22 protein-coding genes are annotated in these 17939 nt (G+C 72.3%); 19 read left to right on the top strand and 3 right to left on the bottom strand.

The window, feature by feature from the left end:
• Positions 1-107 precede the first annotated feature (107 nt).
• The 8 genes from glmS to OG844_RS23280 all read left to right on the top strand — a co-directional run bounded on the left by glmS (position 108) and on the right by OG844_RS23280 (position 7596).
• Positions 108-1955 carry a glutamine--fructose-6-phosphate transaminase (isomerizing) gene (gene glmS, locus OG844_RS23315; protein ID WP_406392827.1) on the top strand — a complete coding sequence of 616 codons (1848 nt, stop codon included), beginning with the start codon at positions 108-110 and terminating at the stop codon, positions 1953-1955.
• Between the two features lie 32 nt (positions 1956-1987).
• Positions 1988-2356 carry a holo-ACP synthase gene (locus tag OG844_RS23310; protein ID WP_329215119.1) on the top strand — a complete coding sequence of 123 codons (369 nt, stop codon included), beginning with the start codon at positions 1988-1990 and terminating at the stop codon, positions 2354-2356.
• A gap of 4 nt (positions 2357-2360) precedes the next feature.
• Positions 2361-3818, top strand: a complete 1458-nt coding sequence (locus OG844_RS23305; protein ID WP_406392825.1) for an NAD(P)H-hydrate dehydratase — start codon at positions 2361-2363, stop codon at positions 3816-3818.
• Positions 3819-3863: 45 nt separating this feature from the next.
• Positions 3864-4250 carry a DUF488 domain-containing protein gene (locus tag OG844_RS23300; protein WP_406392823.1) on the top strand — a complete coding sequence of 129 codons (387 nt, stop codon included), beginning with the start codon at positions 3864-3866 and terminating at the stop codon, positions 4248-4250.
• 60 nt (positions 4251-4310) lie between these two features.
• A complete protein-coding gene (alr, locus tag OG844_RS23295) occupies positions 4311-5477 on the top strand; it encodes an alanine racemase (RefSeq protein ID WP_406392821.1) in 1167 nt (388 codons plus the stop codon).
• The gene (locus tag OG844_RS23290) at positions 5474-6751 is read left to right on the top strand and encodes an alpha/beta fold hydrolase (protein WP_406392819.1); all 1278 of its coding nucleotides are present in this window, start codon (positions 5474-5476) and stop codon (positions 6749-6751) included. Before alr ends, OG844_RS23290 begins: the two co-directional genes overlap by 4 nt.
• A complete protein-coding gene (tsaE, locus tag OG844_RS23285) occupies positions 6720-7253 on the top strand; it encodes a tRNA (adenosine(37)-N6)-threonylcarbamoyltransferase complex ATPase subunit type 1 TsaE (RefSeq protein ID WP_406392818.1) in 534 nt (177 codons plus the stop codon). The genes OG844_RS23290 and tsaE overlap by 32 nt, the downstream gene beginning before the upstream one ends.
• A gap of 154 nt (positions 7254-7407) precedes the next feature.
• The gene (locus tag OG844_RS23280) at positions 7408-7596 is read left to right on the top strand and encodes a hypothetical protein (protein ID WP_406392817.1); all 189 of its coding nucleotides are present in this window, start codon (positions 7408-7410) and stop codon (positions 7594-7596) included.
• A 55-nt stretch (positions 7597-7651) separates the two neighbouring features.
• Here the strand turns inward: OG844_RS23280 and OG844_RS23275 are convergent, their stop codons facing one another.
• The gene (locus tag OG844_RS23275) at positions 7652-8212 is read right to left on the bottom strand and encodes a hypothetical protein (RefSeq protein WP_406392815.1); all 561 of its coding nucleotides are present in this window, start codon (positions 8210-8212) and stop codon (positions 7652-7654) included.
• A gap of 155 nt (positions 8213-8367) precedes the next feature.
• Here OG844_RS23275 and tsaB point away from each other — a divergent pair, with 155 nt between their 5' ends.
• The 7 genes from tsaB (at position 8368) to OG844_RS23240 (ending at position 12919) form a co-directional block, all read left to right on the top strand.
• Positions 8368-9030 carry a tRNA (adenosine(37)-N6)-threonylcarbamoyltransferase complex dimerization subunit type 1 TsaB gene (tsaB, locus tag OG844_RS23270; RefSeq protein WP_406392814.1) on the top strand — a complete coding sequence of 221 codons (663 nt, stop codon included), beginning with the start codon at positions 8368-8370 and terminating at the stop codon, positions 9028-9030.
• Positions 9027-9518: a ribosomal protein S18-alanine N-acetyltransferase gene (gene rimI, locus OG844_RS23265; RefSeq protein ID WP_406392812.1), complete on the top strand. Its 492-nt coding sequence runs from the start codon at positions 9027-9029 to the stop codon at positions 9516-9518. The genes tsaB and rimI overlap by 4 nt, the downstream gene beginning before the upstream one ends.
• Positions 9518-10624, top strand: a complete 1107-nt coding sequence (tsaD, locus tag OG844_RS23260; RefSeq protein WP_406392811.1) for a tRNA (adenosine(37)-N6)-threonylcarbamoyltransferase complex transferase subunit TsaD — start codon at positions 9518-9520, stop codon at positions 10622-10624. The genes rimI and tsaD overlap by 1 nt, the downstream gene beginning before the upstream one ends.
• Positions 10621-10890 carry a hypothetical protein gene (locus OG844_RS23255; protein WP_384604532.1) on the top strand — a complete coding sequence of 90 codons (270 nt, stop codon included), beginning with the start codon at positions 10621-10623 and terminating at the stop codon, positions 10888-10890. Before tsaD ends, OG844_RS23255 begins: the two co-directional genes overlap by 4 nt.
• Positions 10891-11032: 142 nt before the next feature.
• The gene (locus OG844_RS23250) at positions 11033-11389 is read left to right on the top strand and encodes a YciI family protein (protein WP_356426812.1); all 357 of its coding nucleotides are present in this window, start codon (positions 11033-11035) and stop codon (positions 11387-11389) included.
• A gap of 78 nt (positions 11390-11467) precedes the next feature.
• Positions 11468-12709: an RNA polymerase sigma factor gene (locus OG844_RS23245; RefSeq protein WP_406392810.1), complete on the top strand. Its 1242-nt coding sequence runs from the start codon at positions 11468-11470 to the stop codon at positions 12707-12709.
• A gap of 69 nt (positions 12710-12778) precedes the next feature.
• Positions 12779-12919 carry a VOC family protein gene (locus OG844_RS23240; protein ID WP_406392809.1) on the top strand — a complete coding sequence of 47 codons (141 nt, stop codon included), beginning with the start codon at positions 12779-12781 and terminating at the stop codon, positions 12917-12919.
• Positions 12920-12947: 28 nt separating this feature from the next.
• On the opposite strand, the gene OG844_RS23235 is transcribed toward OG844_RS23240, so the two are convergent.
• On the bottom strand, positions 12948-13649 hold the full coding sequence (locus OG844_RS23235) for a tectonin domain-containing protein (protein WP_406392807.1): 702 nt from the start codon (positions 13647-13649) through the stop codon (positions 12948-12950).
• 222 nt (positions 13650-13871) lie between these two features.
• Between OG844_RS23235 and OG844_RS23230 the strand changes: the two genes are divergently transcribed.
• The 4 genes from OG844_RS23230 (at position 13872) to OG844_RS23215 (ending at position 15930) form a co-directional block, all read left to right on the top strand.
• Positions 13872-14012 carry a hypothetical protein gene (locus tag OG844_RS23230; protein ID WP_406392806.1) on the top strand — a complete coding sequence of 47 codons (141 nt, stop codon included), beginning with the start codon at positions 13872-13874 and terminating at the stop codon, positions 14010-14012.
• Positions 14013-14235: 223 nt separating this feature from the next.
• Positions 14236-15153: a recombinase family protein gene (locus OG844_RS23225; protein ID WP_406392805.1), complete on the top strand. Its 918-nt coding sequence runs from the start codon at positions 14236-14238 to the stop codon at positions 15151-15153.
• Between the two features lie 95 nt (positions 15154-15248).
• Positions 15249-15569, top strand: coding sequence for a VOC family protein (locus OG844_RS23220; protein ID WP_406392804.1), 321 nt, complete (start codon positions 15249-15251; stop codon positions 15567-15569).
• A gap of 88 nt (positions 15570-15657) precedes the next feature.
• Positions 15658-15930: a DUF1876 domain-containing protein gene (locus OG844_RS23215; protein WP_406392802.1), complete on the top strand. Its 273-nt coding sequence runs from the start codon at positions 15658-15660 to the stop codon at positions 15928-15930.
• Positions 15931-15954: 24 nt separating this feature from the next.
• Here OG844_RS23215 and OG844_RS23210 read toward each other — a convergent pair whose 3' ends face one another.
• A complete protein-coding gene (locus OG844_RS23210; RefSeq protein ID WP_406392800.1) occupies positions 15955-17817 on the bottom strand; it encodes a serine/threonine-protein kinase in 1863 nt (620 codons plus the stop codon).
• Positions 17818-17939: the final 122 nt, after the last annotated feature.

Below are 17939 nucleotides of genomic sequence, written 5' to 3'. Positions count from 1 at the left end.
GGACAGCCCAAGGCCCCACCGGGCTGCCCCGCTTCACGTGACTGCCCCGGCCGGGGCGCGGGTCCCCACTACTGTCCTCCGCCACCTCACGGCCTTATGGTGCCGATATGTGCGGAATCGTGGGTTACGTCGGTGGGCAGTCGGCGCAGGACGTCGTCGTTGCGGGGCTGAAGCGGCTGGAGTACCGGGGGTACGACTCGGCCGGGGTCGCCGTCCTCTCGGACGGTGGTCTGGCCGGGGCGAAGAAGGCCGGGAAGCTCCTCAACCTGGAGAAGGAGCTCAAGGAGCGGCCACTGCCCGCCGGGAACACCGGTATCGGGCACACCCGTTGGGCCACGCACGGCGGGCCGACCGATGCCAACGCCCACCCGCATCTCGACAACGCGGGGCGCGTCGCCGTCGTGCACAACGGGATCATCGAGAACTTCGCCGCCCTGCGCGAGGAGCTGACCGGGCGCGGCCACGAGCTGGCCTCCGAGACCGACACCGAGGTCGTCGCCCACCTGCTGGCGGAGGCGTACTCCTCGACCGGTGAGCTCGCCGAGGCCATGCGCCAGGTCTGCCGGCAATTGGCGGGCGCGTTCACCCTGGTCGCGGTGCACGCGGACGAGCCGGACGTGGTCGTCGGGGCGCGGCGGAACTCGCCCCTGGTGGTCGGGGCGGGGGACGGGGAGATGTTCCTGGCCTCCGACGTCGCCGCCTTCATCGCACACACCCGGTCCGCGATCGAGCTGGGCCAGGACCAGGTGGTGGAGCTGCGCAGGGACGGGGCCACCGTCACGGGGTTCGACGGCTTCCCCGCGGAGTCGCGTGAGTACCACGTGGACTGGGACGCCTCCGCAGCCGAGAAGGGCGGCTACGCCTCCTTCATGCTCAAGGAGATCGCGGACCAGCCGAAGGCCGTCGCCGACACGCTCCTGGGCAGGATCGACGCCTCGGGTGCGCTGCGCCTCGACGAGGTACGGATCCCGCCGAGCGAGCTCAGGGAGGTCGACAAGGTCTTCATCGTGGCCTGCGGGACCGCGTTCCACGCCGGGATGATCGCCAAGTACGCCATCGAGCACGTCACCCGGCTGCCCTGCGAGACGGAGCTGGCCAGCGAGTTCCGCTACCGCGACCCGATCCTGGACCGGAACACCCTGGTCATCGCGATCTCCCAGTCCGGCGAGACGATGGACACGCTGATGGCCCTGCGGCACGCCCGTGAGCAGGGGGCGAAGGTCCTCGCCATCTGCAACACGAACGGGTCGACGATCCCGAGGGAGTCGGACGCCGTCCTCTACACCCACGCCGGTCCGGAGGTGGCCGTCGCCTCCACCAAGGCGTTCCTGACGCAGCTCGTCGCCTGCTACCTCGTCGCGCTGTACCTCGGCCAGATCCGCGGCACCAAGTGGGGTGACGAGATCCGCACCGTGGTGCGCCAGCTCTCGGAGATCCCCCGGCAGGTGGAGGAGCTCCTCGGGACGATGGAGCCCGTCCGCGCGCTCGCCCGCTCGCTCGCGCACCGCGACACGGTGCTCTTCGTGGGCCGGCACGTCGGCTACCCGGTAGCCCTGGAAGGCGCGTTGAAGCTCAAGGAGCTCGCGTACATGCACGCCGAGGGCTTCGCGGCCGGAGAGCTCAAGCACGGGCCGATCGCGCTCATCGACGAAGGGCTGCCGGTCGTCGTCATCGTGCCGTCCCCGCGCGGCCGTTCGGTGCTCCACGACAAGATCGTGTCGAACATCCAGGAGATCAGGGCCCGCGGCGCCCGCACCGTCGTCATCGCCGAGGAGGGCGACGAGGCGGTCGTCCCGTACGCCGACCACCTCATCAGGATCCCTGCTACGCCTACGCTGCTTCAGCCGCTGGTCGCCACCGTGCCGTTGCAGGTCTTCGCCTGCGAGCTGGCGACGGCCCGCGGCAACGAGGTGGACCAGCCGCGCAATCTGGCGAAGTCCGTGACCGTGGAGTAGGCCGTGCAGTGGATCAGGGTGAGGGTGAGTACGTGATCATCGGGGTCGGGATCGATGTGGCGGAGATCGAACGCTTCGGCGCCGCGCTGGGGCGTACGCCGCAGATGGCGGACCGCCTCTTCCTGGAGCGGGAGTTGCTGCTGCCCAGCGGGGAGCGGCGGGGCATCGCCTCACTGGCCGCACGGTTCGCCGCCAAGGAGGCGCTGGCCAAGGCGCTCGGGGCGCCGGGCGGGCTGCTCTGGACGGACGCCGAGGTGTGCGTCGAGGACAGCGGGCAGCCCCGGCTGGAGGTCCGCGGCACGGTCGCGGCCCGCGCCGCCGAGCTGGGCGTGCGCAGCTGGCACGTATCGCTCAGCCATGACGCGGGGGTGGCGTCGGCCGTGGTGATCGCGGAGGGTTGAGCACATGCGACAGGCGTACAGCGTCGAGACCGTACGGGCCGCCGAACAGGCGCTGATGGCACGGCTGCCCGAGGGCGCCCTGATGCAGCGCGCCGCCGCGGGCCTGGCGGTGGCCTGCGGCGACCTGCTCCGGCGCAACGGCCGGGTGTACGGGTCACGGGTGCTCCTGCTCGTCGGCAGCGGCGACAACGGCGGCGACGCGCTGTACGCGGGGGCCCGGCTGGCCCGGCGCGGAGCGGGCGTACGGGCCCTGCTGACCGCGCCCGACAAGGCCCACCGGGGCGGTCTCGCCGCGCTGCTCTCGGCGGGCGGCCAGGTCCTGGACTCCCCGGACCGCATCGGCCACGCCTTCGGTCCCGTCGACCTCGTGGTCGACGGCATCACCGGCATCGGGGGCCGCGGCGGTCTGCGCCCCGAGGCGGAGCAGCTGGTCCGCGCGGTCACCGGCGGGCGTGCGCCGGTGCTCGCCGTGGATCTGCCGAGCGGGGTCGAGGCGGACACCGGTGAGGTCCTGGGGGCTGCCGTACGGGCGGACGCCACCGTCACCTTCGGTACGTACAAGCCGGGGCTGCTCGTCGACCCGGGCGCCGAACGGGCGGGCGCCCTGCGGCTCGTCGACATCGGGCTGGGACCCGAACTGCCCGGGCGCCCCGACCTGGAGGCCCTGCAGTACGCGGACGTGGCGGCGCTCCTGCCCGTGCCGGGGGCCGAGAGCGACAAGTACCGGCGCGGCGTGGTCGGCGTGGCCGCCGGGTCGGAGCGGTACCCGGGTGCCGCGGTGCTCGCGGTCGCGGGCGCGCTGCGCGGCGGTGCCGGAGCCGTGCGGTACGCCGGTCCCGGCGCGGACGCGGTGATCGCCCGCTTCCCGGAGACCCTGGTGCACCCGTGGCCGCCGTCGAAGTCCGGACGGGTGCAGGCCTGGGTGGTCGGGCCGGGGCTCGGCGACTCCACCGCGGCGGCCGGCGCGGTGTCCGACGTGCTGGCCACGGGCGTTCCGGTGCTCGTCGACGCGGACGGGCTGCGGCTGATGGACGCCCGGGCCGTACGGTCGCGCACCGCCGCCACCGTGCTCACCCCGCACGCCGGGGAGGCCGCCGCGCTGCTCGGCGTCCCGCGCGAGGAGGTCGAGGCGGGACGGCTCGCCGCCGTACGGGAACTGGCCGCGCGCTACGGCGCGACGGTGCTGCTCAAGGGGTCGACGACCCTGGTCGCGGAGGCCGGGGGCGCGCCCGTACGGGTCAACCCGACGGGCACGTCCTGGCTGGCCACGGCGGGCAGCGGCGATGTGCTCTCGGGGCTGACCGGCTCGCTCCTGGCGGCGGGCCTCGCCCCGCGCGACGCCGCGTCGGTGGGCGCCTACCTGCACGGGCTCGCGGCGCGCCGGGTCTCGGACGGGGCGCCGGTCGCCGCGCAGGACGTCGCGGACGCGATCCCGGCGGCCTGGCGGGACGTGCGGGCCTGAACCACCCTGGCAGGAGCGGAACGGGAGCCGGAAGGGCGGTCGGACATGGGCAGCAGCGACACCGTACGGATGCGCAGGGTGTACGACCCGCCGGAGGACGGCGACGGCACCCGCGTCCTCGTCGACCGGCTCTGGCCGCGCGGGGTGTCCAAGGAGCGGGCCGCCGTCGACGTGTGGGCCAAGGACGCGACCCCCTCGAACGAGCTCCGCTCCTGGTACCACGAGGACCGCTCCGGCAACCGCTACGACGACTTCGTGGACCGCTACCGCACCGAGCTCGGAGACCCGTCCCACACCCGGGCCGTGGACGAGCTGCTCGGCCTGCTGCGCGAGGGCGGCCCGGTCACGCTGCTCACGGCTGTGAAGGACATCCCGGCCAGCCACGTCCCCGTCCTCGCCGAGCACCTGGAACACACCCTGGAGCACGGCTGACGCCTCACCGCGCCCGGGAGGTCGAGGGCACATGCGTACGGCTCTGAGAGACTGGGCGCGATGAACGAGACAGCGTCCCCGAGAGCCCGTGCCGAGATCGACCTCGCCGCGGTGCGCGCCAACGTGCGCGCCCTGCGTGCGCGGGCGTCCGGGGCACAGCTCATGGCCGTCGTGAAGTCCGACGCGTACGGACACGGCGCGGTGCCCTGTGCCCGGGCCGCGCTCGAGGCCGGCGCCACCTGGCTGGGCACGGCGACCCCGCAGGAGGCTCTCGCCCTGCGGGCGGCCGGGATCGGCGGCCGGGTGATGTGCTGGCTGTGGACGCCCGGCGGGCCCTGGCGCGAGGCGATCGAGGCGGACATCGACGTCTCGGTGAGCGGCCTGTGGGCACTCACCGAAGTCGTCGCGGCGGCCACGGAGGCCGGCATTCCGGCGCGGGTCCAGCTCAAGGCCGACACGGGCCTCGGGCGCAACGGCTGCCAGCCCGCCGACTGGCCGGAACTGGTTGCCGCCGCCCGCGCCGCCGAGGCCGCGGGCACACTGCGCATCACCGGCCTGTGGTCCCACTTCGCCTGCGCCGACGAGCCGGGCCACCCGTCGATCGCCGCTCAGCTGAACGTGTTCCGCGACATGGTGGCGTACGCGGAGAAGGCGGGCGCCGAGCCCGAGGTGCGGCACATCGCGAACTCGCCGGCGACCCTCACGGTGCCCGAGTCGCACTTCGATCTCGTACGCGCCGGAATCGCCGTGTACGGCATCTCGCCGAGCCCGGAGCTGGGCACGCCCGCCGACTTCGGCCTGCGTCCCGTGATGACGCTCGTCGCGTCGATCGCGCTGGTCAAGCAGGTGCCCCCGGGCCACGGAGTCAGCTACGGCCACCACTACACGACCTCCGCCGAGACGACGCTCGCCCTGGTGCCCGTCGGATACGCGGACGGCATTCCGCGCCACGCCTCCGGCCGGGGCCCCGTCCTCGTAGACGGCCGGATCCGGACGGTGGCAGGCAGGGTCGCGATGGACCAGTTCGTGGTCGACCTCGAGGGCGACACCCCGCAACCGGGCACGGAGGCGGTGCTGTTCGGACCGGGCGACCGGGGCGAGCCGAGCGCCGAGGACTGGGCGGTCGCGGCCGACACGATCGCGTACGAGATCGTCACACGCATCGGTGCACGTGTACCCCGCGTCTATCGAGACGCGGCGACAACGACGAGGAGCACGGCACGGTGAGCGACACCAGCGCGGGGGACGTGGTGGCGACGGCTGCCGTTGCCGCGGCCGGCTGGCGCCGGGCGGGCATCGCAGGGGCGGCGATAGGCGTCATCGCTGCGGGTGCGGCGGCCGGTGTCGCGGTCGAGCGGCTGACGGTGGGCCGCGGCATGCGCAAGAAGGCCCGGCTCGCGCTGGACGCCGCAGGACCGTACGGCTCGCTGCGCGGGGTGTCCGGCCGGGCCGTCGCCGACGACGGCACCGAGCTGTACTACGAGGTCGACGAGGTCGAACCGGACGGCGGCACGGGCCGCGCGGGCGCGAGGGCGGGCGCCGGATCCGTCGCCGCCCCCGGCCCGCGACGGCGCAGGCTCTTCGGCCGCAAGGCCCCCGGGCCCGTCACCGTCGTCTTCAGCCACGGCTACTGCCTCAGCCAGGACTCCTGGCACTTCCAGCGGGCGGCGCTGCACGGCCTGGTGCGCACGGTCCACTGGGACCAGCGCAGCCACGGCCGCTCCGAGCGCGGCCGGGCCCAGGCCGAGGGGGTGGCCGTCGGCATCGACCAGCTCGGCCGCGACCTGAAGGCGGTCATCGACGCCGCGGCCCCCGAGGGCCTGCTGGTGCTGGTCGGGCACTCCATGGGCGGCATGACGATGATGGCGCTCGCCGACCAGTACCCGGCACTGGTCCGTGACCGGGTCGCCGCGGTCGCTTTCGTCGGCACGTCGAGCGGGAAGCTCGGTGAGGTGAACTTCGGGCTGCCGGTGGCGGGCGTGAACGCGGTGCGCCGGGTGCTGCCCGGGGTGCTCAAGGCGCTCGGTACGCAGACGGAGCTCGTGGAGCGCGGACGGCGGGCGACCGCCGACCTGTTCGCGGGGCTGATCAAGCGGTACTCGTTCGGTTCGCGGGACGTGGACCCGGCGGTCGCGCGGTTCGCGGAGCGGCTCATCGAGTCCACCCCGATCGACGTGGTCGCCGAGTTCTACCCGGCGTTCACCGAGCACGACAAGAGCGGGGCGCTGCCCGCCTTCCTCGATCTCCCGGTGCTGATCCTGGCCGGCGACAAGGACCTGGTCACACCCAGTTCGCACAGCGAGGCCATCGCGGACGAGCTGCCGGACGCGGAGCTGGTCATCGTGCCGGACGCCGGTCACCTGGTGATGCTCGAGCACCCGGAGACGGTCACCGACCGGCTCGCGGACCTGCTGGTGCGGATCGGAGCGGTTCCGGGCGCGGCGCCCGGATCCTCTAACGTTGGCGAGCATGGAAGCAGCGCACAACGGCCCGGTGGCTGACACCGCCGTACCGGGCACCGTCACCGTCGACCTCGCAGTCGAGTCCCCCGAACGGATGCGGGATCTCGGCCGCCGCATCGCCGGAGTGCTGGCCCCCGGCGACCTGGTGATGCTCACCGGCGAGCTCGGCGCGGGCAAGACCACGCTCACCCGGGGGCTCGGCGAGGGCCTCGGGGTACGCGGCGCCGTCACCTCGCCCACGTTCGTGATCGCCCGGGTGCACCCGTCCCTGGGCGACGGGCCCGCCCTGGTCCACGTCGACGCGTACCGCCTGGGCGGCGGGCTCGACGAGATGGAGGACCTGGACCTCGATGTGTCGCTGCCGGAATCGGTGGTCGTCGTGGAATGGGGCGACGGCAAGGTCGAGGAGCTGTCGGACGACCGGCTGCAGGTGCTGATCCACCGTGCGGTCGGTGACACGGACGACGAGCGGCGCACGGTCACGCTGGTCGGCATCGGGGCGCGCTGGGCGGGTCTGGACACGGATCTGGCGGGGGCCTGACCGGTTCCTGCCCCGTCGGCCGACGTTCCGGCCGACGCTTTCCGACAAGCCGTCGGTAAAATGTTGCGCAGGGGGCTGCGGCCGTGGTCACATGGTTGCGAGATTGGTTAGGTCTACCTAACCAGATCTTTCACCGAAGCCCGAGGAGGCATGCATGCCGACACCCGAGCGTGAAGTGCAGCCGCAGTCGCCGCAGGCGGAGCCACCGTCGGCGTCCGCGGTGTCGATGAAGGACCTGCTGGCCTCCTGCGCGGCCGCGACGGCGGTCTCGACCCCGCCCGGTGGGGAGCACGAGGACGACGACGGGCAGGAACAGCTGCCGGCCGGACGCGACGCGGCCTGAGGGAACCCGACCGGGCCCTGCGGGACGGGCGTACGGCGTTACGGGCGGTGCGGCCCTACGGGACGACGACGATCTTGACGCCGACCGTCGCGAACGTCCACATCGCGTTGCCGTCGGCACGCTTCATCCGGATCCCGCCGGTCTTGATCGTGGGGTCGGGGCTGTGCATCGAGTCGTCCTGTGCGGCGCTGAAGCCCACGGAGACGTCGTCGATGTTCGCGAAGCGCACCACGTGTTCGATGGGCACACCGTCCGAGCCCTTGATGCTGCCGGAGCGCGAGGTCACCCGGTAGACACCGGGCAGCGGGCTGATGGCGCTCGGCATGACGGTGAACGTCCGGAGCGACTTCTCCTCGGCGTCCACGATCCACACCCGCCGTTCCTTCAACGCGTACACGACGCGCGCCCCGGTGTCGGAGTCCACGGGGATCGCGAGCGGCTCCCTCGGGGCCGCGGGCTTCTCGCTCGGAGCGGCCGTCGAGCTGCCGGAGGACTGCGCCGTGGGGGCGGCGACGGAGTCGGGGGCGTTCGCCGACGCCTGGTAGGCGAGGAAACAGACCGCGGCCACCGCCGCCGCCGTGAGCCCGGCCACGATTCCCGAGCTGCCCCTAGCCACCGTGAGCTCCCCTTTCGCATGCCGTCCGTCGCATGTCGTACAAGCATTTACGTCGTACACACGTATACCCGGCGACGGTACCAGCAGCGGTGGTGCCGACCGGTACGACGTACGGGCGGGACGTACCCGAGTCGGCGGAGCCGTAGGCTGTTTGTGTGCTCCTGCTCGCCGTTGATACCGCCACTCCCGCCGTCACCGTCGCCCTCCACGACGGGACCTCCGTCGTAGCCGAGACCGGCCAGGTCGACGCCCGAAGGCACGGGGAGCTCCTGCTCCCCGCCGTCGACCGTGTCCTCGCCGAGGCAGGGGTGAGACTCGACGCCGTGACGGACGTGGTCGTCGGGGTCGGCCCCGGCCCGTACACCGGGCTGCGCGTCGGCCTGGTGACCGCGGCGACGTTCGGCTCCGCCCTCTCCGTACCGGTGCACGGACTGTGCACGCTCGACGGACTCGCGTACGCCGCCGGGCAGGCCGGCCTCGAAGGCCCGTTCGCCGTCGCGACGGACGCGCGGCGCAAGGAGGTCTACTGGGCGCGGTACGAGGACTCCCGCACCCGGTCCGGTGAACCCGCCGTCGACCGGCCGGCCGATCTCGCCGAGCGGCTCGCCGGGCTGCCCGTCGTCGGCGCGGGCGCCCTGCTCTACCCCGAGGCCTTCCCGGACGCGCGCAGCCCGGAACACGTATCGGCCGGAGCCCTCGCCGCCCTCGCCGCCGAGCGCCTCGCCGCCGGGGCGGAACTGCTGCCCCCGCAGCCGCTCTACCTGCGCAGGCCCGACGCCCAGGTCCCGAAGAACTACAAGGTGGTCACCCCGAAGTGACGACCGCGACCGCTGTGCTCCGCGAGATGCGTTGGTGGGACATCGATCCGGTGCTGGAACTGGAGCACGAGCTGTTCCCCGAGGACGCCTGGTCGGCCGGGATGTTCTGGTCCGAGCTGGCTCACGCGCGCGGCCCGCAGGCCACCCGGCGCTACGTCGTCGCCGAGGACCCCGTCGACGGGCGGATCGTCGGCTACGCGGGTCTCGCCGCGGCCGGTGAGCTCGCCGACGTCCAGACGATCGGCGTCAGCCGCGGCCAGTGGGGCGGCGGCCTCGGCTCCGAGCTCCTGACCGACCTCCTCAGACACGCCACCGCCTTCGAGTGCACCGCGGTGCTCCTCGAGGTCCGTGTCGACAACACCCGTGCGCAGAAGCTGTACGAACGCTTCGGCTTCGAACCGATCGGTTTCCGCCGGGGTTACTACCAGCCCGGGAACATCGACGCACTCGTCATGCGCCTGACCGTACAAGGAACAGAGACTGACTGATGGCTGACGAACCGCTCGTCCTCGGTATCGAGACCTCCTGCGACGAGACAGGCGTGGGCATCGTGCGCGGTACGACACTGCTCGCCGACGCCGTCGCCTCCAGTGTCGACACGCACGCCCGCTTCGGCGGCGTCGTCCCGGAGATCGCCTCCCGCGCCCACCTGGAGTCGATGGTCCCCACCATCGAACGCGCGCTGAAGGAGGCCGGGATCAGCGCCCGCGACCTCGACGGCATCGCGGTCACCGCCGGTCCCGGGCTCGCCGGGGCGCTCCTCGTCGGGGTGTCCGCGGCGAAGGCGTACGCGTACGCGCTGAACAAGCCGCTGTACGGGGTCAACCACCTCGCCTCGCACATCTGCGTGGACCAGCTCGAGCACGGCCCGCTGCCCGAGCCGACGATGGCACTGCTGGTCAGCGGCGGGCACTCCTCGCTGCTGCTGGCGCCGGACATCACCAACGACGTACGGCCGCTGGGCGCGACGATCGACGACGCGGCGGGCGAGGCCTTCGACAAGATCGCCCGGGTGCTGCACCTCGGCTTCCCCGGCGGACCGGTCATCGACCGGCTGGCGAGGGAGGGCGACCCGAAGGCGATCGCGTTCCCGCGCGGGCTGAGCGGCTCGCGCGACCCCGCGTACGACTTCTCCTTCTCCGGCCTCAAGACATCGGTCGCGCGCTGGATCGAGGCGAAGCGTGCGGCGGGCGAGGACGTTCCCGTACGGGATGTGGCGGCGTCCTTCCAGGAGGCCGTGGTGGACGTGCTGACCCGCAAGGCCGTGCGGGCCTGCAAGGACGAGGGCGTCGGCCACCTCATGATCGGCGGCGGTGTCGCGGCCAACTCGCGGCTGCGGGCGCTGGCCGAGGAGCGGTGCGAGCGGGCCGGGATCCGGCTGCGGGTGCCCAGGCCCGGACTGTGCACGGACAACGGGGCCATGGTCGCCGCGCTGGGCGCGGAGATGGTGGCCCGCAACCGCCCGGCCTCGGACTGGGAGCTCTCGGCGGACTCCTCGCTGCCGGTCACCGAGACCCATGTGCCGGGGGCGCACAGCCACGCCCACGACCACGACCACGTGCACGAGATCAGCAAGGACAACCTCTACTCATGACCGTCGCCCTGATGTGGGAGGCGCGCGCCACCGAGGGCCGGGGCGCGGAGCTGCTGGAGTGGGCCCGGTCCAGGGCGGGCGAGCTGGCCCGGGAGCCGCTGCGCAGTGAGCTCCTGCGCGCCCCGCAGGACCGGGTGCTCGTCCTCACCTGGTGGGAGGCGGAGTACGACGACGATCTGCCGGAGCTGCCCGAGCCGGACGCCGCGCTGATCACGCGCCCGGTGCACCGCTGGCGCTTCGAGTCGCTGGGGCCGGCGGACGCCTGAGGCCGCCCGCCACAGTGCTTCCGGTGGCCGTTCCGGAAAAATCTCAGAAGAATTCTGCCGCACGTGTCGATCCGGGTCGCTCCCGTTCGACGCAGGGGTGAGAGGCGGGGACGAGCCCCGCCGCCCGATCCGAGGAGTCACCATGCCGCGCTATCTGACGATGGTCCGCATCGACGAGAACAACGCTCCCGCCGAAGGCCCCAGCGAGGGCCTGATGGAGCGCATGGGCGCGCTCATCGAGGAGATGACCAAGGCCGGCGTCCTGCTCGACACGGCCGGGCTCACCCCGACCTCCCAGGGCACCCGGGTGACCTGGTCCGACGGGGAGTTCACCGTCACGGACGGGCCGTTCACCGAGACCAAGGAAGTCATCGGCGGCTACGCCATCATCCAGGCCAAGGACAAGGCCGAGATCCTGGAGTGGACCAAGCGCTTCCTGGCGGTCCACGAGACCTACTGGACCGTCACCTCCGAGATCCGCGAGATCGCCGAGGGCTGACGCCAGGAGTCCTGCCGGAGCGGGGCGGGTGCGGCGGGTCCTTGCCGCACCCGCCCCCGGCTGCTCTGATGGGTGGCCGTGACAGAAGCCAGCAGTGCCGTCGAGGCCGTGTACCGGATCGAGTCGGCGCGGATCATCGCCGGAACCGCACGTATCGTGCGGGACGTCGGCATCGCCGAGGAGCTCGCGCAGGACGCCCTGGTCGCCGCGCTGGAGCAGTGGCCGAAGACAGGTGTCCCCGACCGGCCCGGCGCCTGGCTGATGGCCACGGCGAAGCACCGGGCGATCGACCTCGTACGCCGCAAGGAGACCTACGCGCGCAAGCTCGCGGAGGCCGGGCGGGCCCTGGAGGACGTACCGGCGCCCGACACCGCCGACCCGGAGGGTATCGACGACGACCTGCTCCGGCTGATCTTCACGTCCTGCCACCCCGTCCTGTCCACCGAGGCCCGCACCGCCCTGACCCTGCGGCTGCTCGGCGGCCTGAGCACCGAGGAGATCGCCCGCGCCTTCCTGGCCACCGAGGCGGCCGTCGCCCAGCGCATCGTGCGCGCCAAGCGGACCCTGGGCCGGGCGGGCGTCCCCTTCGAGGTGCCCTACGGCCCCGAGCGCGCCGCCCGCCTCGGCTCCGTGCTCGACGTCATCTACCTGATCTTCAACGAGGGGTACGCGGCGACCACGGGGGACGACTGGCTGCGCCCCGCACTGTGCGAGGACGCCCTGCGCCTGGCCCGGCTGCTGGCCGGGCTGATGGACCGGGAACCCGAGGTCCACGGCCTGGCGGCGCTGCTCGAGCTCCAGGCCTCCCGGACCAGGGCCAGGACCGGTGCGGACGGCGCGCCCGTACTGCTCGCCGACCAGAACCGCTCCCGCTGGGACCAGCTGCTGATCCGGCGCGGATTCGCGGCCCTGGAGCGGGCGCACGCCGTGGGCGGCGCCCCGGGGCCGTACGCCCTGCAGGCCGCGATCGCCGCCTGTCACGCCCGCGCGCTGCGGTACGCGGACACGGACTGGACGACCATCGCTACCCTGTACGGCCATCTCGTGAAGGTCGCCCCGTCCCCGGTGGTGGAGCTGAACCGTGCGGTCGCCGTCTCCATGGCCGAGGGCCCGGCGGCCGGACTCGCCCTGGCCGACGCGCTCGCGCAGGACCCGGCGCTCGCCTCGTACCACCTGCTGCCCAGCGTGCGCGGCGATCTGCTGCTGCGGCTGGGGCGTACCGAGGAGGCGCGGGCCGCTTTCCTGCGAGCCGCCGGGCTGACCCGCAACGCCCGGGAGCGGGCGATGCTGCTGGCGCGGGCGGAGGGCGTGCCCCGATGAGTTTCCGCACCCGGCGCGGTCTACCTTGCGCAGCGTTCCCGAGCAGCTCGACGCGGCAAGGAGAAGACCATGCAGAAGATCAGGCCCTGTCTGTGGTTCGACGACCAGGCGGAGGACGCGGCGAACTTCTACGTCTCGGTCTTCGGCGGTGACTCCGCCGTCGTGTTGTTCGGGACGAACCAGCCGCGCCCCGTCACCGCGGTTCGGTGACGGGGCGCAGAGCGCAGGCCGACTCGGCTCAGGGCTGGTCGCCGGTGTAGCGGTAGATCTCGGCGTTGGCGTTGACGCCCCAGACGGTGCCGTCGGCCGCCGCGCTGATGTCGGTCAGCCCGCCGGGGACGCCGTGCCACGGAGTGGCGTCGTCGTTGGTGAACCGGTAGATCTGCCCCTGCGAGTTGACGCCCCAGACGTTGGAGCGCGATCCCGCCGAGATCTTCACCAGACCGCCCGCGATCTTCTTCCAGTGGCCGGTGGTGCCCTGGTCGCCGATGTAGCGGTAGATCTCGGCGTTGGCGTTGACACCCCAGACGGTGCCGTCGGCCGCCGCGCTGATGTCGGTCAGCCCGCCGGGGACGCCGTGCCACGGAGTGGCGTCGTCGTTGGTGAACCGGTAGACCTTCCCTTCCGAGTTCACGCCCCACACGTTCGACCGCGACCCGGCGGAGATCTTCACCAGACCGCCCGCGATCTTCTTCCAGTGGCCGGTGGTGCCCTGGTCGCCGATGTAGCGGTAGATCTCGGCGTTGGCGTTGACACCCCAGACGGTGCCGTCGGCCGCCGCGCTGATGTCGGTCAGCCCGCCGGGGACGTTGTGCCACGGAGTGGCGTCGTCGTTGGTGAACCGGTAGATCCTCGCCTCCGAGTTCACGCCCCACACGTTCGACCGCGACCCCGCCGAGATCCCCGTCAGACCGCCCGCGATCTTCTTCCAATGAGCCATGTCGACCTTGTTCCCCTCACTCGTGCTACGCCTTCAGACGCTCAGCCCGAGACTAGGTCCGTCAAATGGCCCAATACTGGGATTGTTCAAACAAAATAATCCGAAAATAGATGTTTGGTGCTGATCCTTCCGGAACCGACTGACGAAAGGGCCAGCCGAGCGCCGACACATTGGCCGGATGCGCGGTCCCACCTGCGGGGGATCGACGCAGCGGCACAAGACGTGCAGGGAAAGGCCGCACCCGCGACCCCGCTCCTGCGGAAGGCCGTCGGCGAAGGCACCCCCGGCGACATCCTCAAGCAACTCGACGACATCGGCCGAGCCGAAGCCGCCTTCACCGCGATGGTCAGCCGCGCACGCTGAACCCACACCCGGCAGCGGGCTGAACCGTCCGCCGGCCTGCGCCGCGGCAAAGCCCGTCTGCCTGTCGTCAAACGATCGTTTGACGACAGACGGCCGATACGTTCAGTGAACCCTTGCAATCCAGGGGTTCGCGGCGGCGCGAATCCAATCAGATCCGATGGTCATTGATGACGGGGTTTGACGACAGACGGGGTCCGATCCTCCGTACGGAAGGGGCCCCTCGGTGGCGAACCTGGTCTACAAGCGGGTCTCGACCGACGAGCAGTCGACCGCCCGGCAGAACCTCGTCCTGAACGAGGCCGGGATCGAGGACCCGGTCGTCTTCGAGGAGGACCCGGGCACCTCCAGCCGCCTCCACCCGCTCCAGCGGCCGAAATTCCGTGAGCTGCTGAACTACGCGCGGCCGGGCGACACAGTGCACATCTCCGAGATGTTCCGCCTCGTCCGCGGCACCGGCCACATCCTCGACGTGCTCGACGTCCTCCACTGTGACCAGGTCGCCCTGCGCATCCACGACGGCGCGTTCTCCGCGACGGACCTCACCGCCCGCCACCCGCGCACCGGCGAACTGCTGTCCACCGTGACGTTCATGGTGCAGACCCTCGCCGCCGCCGGCGAACTCCAGCGCGACCTCCAGCGAGAGCTGACGTACGACGGACTGCGGGCCGCCGAGGCCAACGGCAGCAAGGGCGGACGCCGCCCCGCCGTGGCGGCCGCGAAGACCGACGCCGTACGCACCGCGTACCTGGAAGGCCGCTCGATCGCCGCCCTCGCCCGCGACCACGGCGTCAGCCGCGGCGCCATCCGCACGGCCGTCGCCGACCTCCTGCCCAACCACACCGCCATCGAGGAGGACGCCCCCGCCCCGGAACTGCCGGTCACCCTCGACATGCCCGGCAAGGTCGCCGACTACCTCCGCACCACCGAGCTGGAGCCGGCTGAGCGCACCGCGCTCGACCAGGGGGCGACCGTACGGCGCGGCCAGGGCTACACCCTGCGCGTGACCGCCGTCCCCGCGGTGCACCACCCGCTCCTCGCCCGCTGCCAGCCGCTCGACGGCGCCCAGGGCGTCCCATCGGTACCGGCCCAGCGCAAGGCCCGCCGCGAGTACGAGAACCGGGTCAGCACGCTCACACCCTGATCATGATCGTTCTCAGCGCCAACCGCTGTACCGATGTTCCCCGAGGCCGACATCACCCACTACACCGAGACGTCACCGGGGAGGCGGGCAAGGTCATGACCGTCGACTTCCGGCTCGCCGGCCAGGAGTACATCGGCCTCAACGGAGGACCGATGTTCCACTTCAGCGAGGCCGTCTCGCTCTCCGTCGACTGCGGGACGCAGGAGGTGGTGGACCGGTTCTGGGACAGGCTCACGGAGGGCGGCGAGGAGAGCATGTGCGGGTGGCTCAAGGACAGGTACGGGCTGTCCTGGCAGATCGTTCCCCGCGCCCTGCCGGAGTTGCTGGCCGACCCCGACAAGGACAGGGCGGAGCGGGTGATGAAGGCGATGCTCGGCATGCGCAAGCTGGACATCCGGACACTGCGGGACGCCTGAGCCCCCTCCGGCCGGACACGCCGCACATCGTGCGCGGCCGGGGAAACGGGCGCACCCTGGAAGCAGGGACTTCGGGAGGTGACCCGCCATGATGGAGACCACTGTCGGGTGGCATATCGAGCTGGAATTCGAAGAGGACACCCACCGCACCCGCGCCGCCGCTCTCGTACGTCTCAGCGACGGTACCGAGGTGCGGGCGCACGGCTACGCCAGCCGCCACCCCTCCGATGCGGAGCAGCCGAGAGTCGGCGAGGAGATCGCGGGTGCCCGTGCGCTCAACGAACTGGCGATGAAGCTGCTCACCAAGGCACACGACGAGATCGACGAGGCGTCCGGCAGGAAGTCGTACCCGCTGACCTGATCCCCTCACCGGCTCCGGGCCGGTTCAGGACTCGTCGACCTTCAGGGCGTTGCGCCACACCGTGACGTCCAGCGTCATGTAGTTGCTGGCCGCCGTTTCCGAGGGGAGGGCGCGGACGACGACGAGTCCGAGGTGGCCGGTGTCGGTGCGGACACAGATCTGGGTGCCCCTCACGAGCCGGTCCACGTCGAGGTCGGTGGAGTAACGGGTCTCCGACCGGCAGGTGTCGAGGCTGCCCTGCTGGCCGGGGTTCAGCAGGATCATGGAATCGCTGGTGCGGACCACGCTGCTGATGGAGCTGTAGGCGAAGTCGCCCTCGGACCCGTCGAGCGGACTGTCCGTGGCATCGGCGAAGTTGAGGTGGTAGCCGCCGGTGAGGTCGATGCCCTTGTAGACGACCGGCTCGGGGTCGGGCAGCGGCGCGGAGTCGTCCCCGCCGTCGTCCGACGGTTCCCCGGATCCCTCGGACGGGGCGTCCGACGAGGTGTTCGCGGCGGGCACCTTCTCCTTGCCGTCCGCCTGGGCCTGCTTCCCCTTGTCCTCGCTGCCGTCGCCGTCGAGCAGTTCGTAGGCGGCGAGGCCACCGCCGAGGCCGATGAGCAGCGCGGCGGCCAGCCCGATCGCGACGAACTTTCCGGTGCGCTTCTTGGGACGGGCGGGTCCGGCGGGCGGTACCTGCGCCGTCGGATACGCGTGGGGCCCGGTCGGGTAGCCGTACCCGCCGGGCTGCTGCGCATGCTGCTGGGGCTGCTGGGTGGGAACGGGGTAGCCGTAGCCCGGTACCGGCTGCTGCTGGTGCCCTGCGGACGGCGGAGGTGTCGGGTACCCGTACGCGCCGGGCGCCGGGGCCGCCGTGACGGTCGGGGGCTGCGGGGTCACCTGGGCGGCCGGGGCGGTCGGCGGGTGCGTCGCGGGGGCCGTTGCCGGGGCGGTCGGTGCCACGGTCGGGGGCGGCGGGGTCCGGTCCGGGGCGGGTGCCGCGGTCCGGCCGCTGATGTCGGCGGCGACCGCGCGCGGCAGCCAGTCCTCCGGACGGCGCAGCTGCGTCTCACTGTTGGCGGTGCGGCACAGCTCGATCACCTCGGTGACCGAGGGCCTGTCCTCCGGTGCCTTGGCCAGACACCGGGTGACGAGCTCCTTCAACTGCTCGGGGACCGCGGTCAGATCCGGCTCCTCGTGCACGATCCGGTACAGCACGCCGTGCGAGGCGCCCTCGCCGAAGGCGGGGGAGCCCGTTGCCGCATAGGCCGCGACGAGCCCGAGCGCGAAGAGGTCGGTCGCCGCGGTCACCTGCCGTCCCGAGGCCTGCTCGGGCGACATGAAGGCGGGGGTCCCGATCGTGACACCGCTGCCGGTCAGCGAGGTGGCGTCGGCGGCGCGGGCGATGCCGAAGTCGATGACGCGCGGCCCGTCGGCGGCGAGGAGCACGTTGGACGGCTTCAGGTCCCGGTGGACGATGCCCGCGCCGTGGATGACGTGGAGCGCCTCGGCGATCCCGGCGACCAGCAGGAGCACGGCGGGCACGGGCAGCGGCCCGTGCTCGCCGACGGCCGCCGCGAGGGACGGGCCGGGCACGTACGCGGTGGCCAGCCAGGGCCGGCCGCCGTCGGTGTCACTGTCGATGACCGGCGCGGTGTACAGGCCCTGCACGCGCTGGGCGGCCTGCACCTCCTGCTGGAACCGCCGGCGGAACTCCGCGTCCTCGCTGAAGTCCGGCCGGATCACCTTGATCGCGACGGGCCGTCCGCCCGGCGTGTACGAGAGGTAGACCTTGCCCATCCCGCCGGAACCGAGCTTCGCGGTGAGCCGGTAGCCGGCCACCGTCCGCGGATCGCTCTCCTCCAGCGGCTGGAAGACCCCGTCGCTTTCCTGGTGTTGATGACTCATCGTGCTGCTGCCCCCGGCCGGCCTGGTTGGACTCGAAACGAGCCGTACTGTATCCGGAACCTGGGACGGCCGGGCGGGTCCGGCCGGTTGCGCGTCGGCCGTCGCGATTCCGTTTCCCACTG

The sequence above is a fragment of the Streptomyces sp. NBC_00887 genome (assembly GCF_045207585.1).
This window is presented reverse-complemented; position numbering and strand designations above follow the sequence as displayed.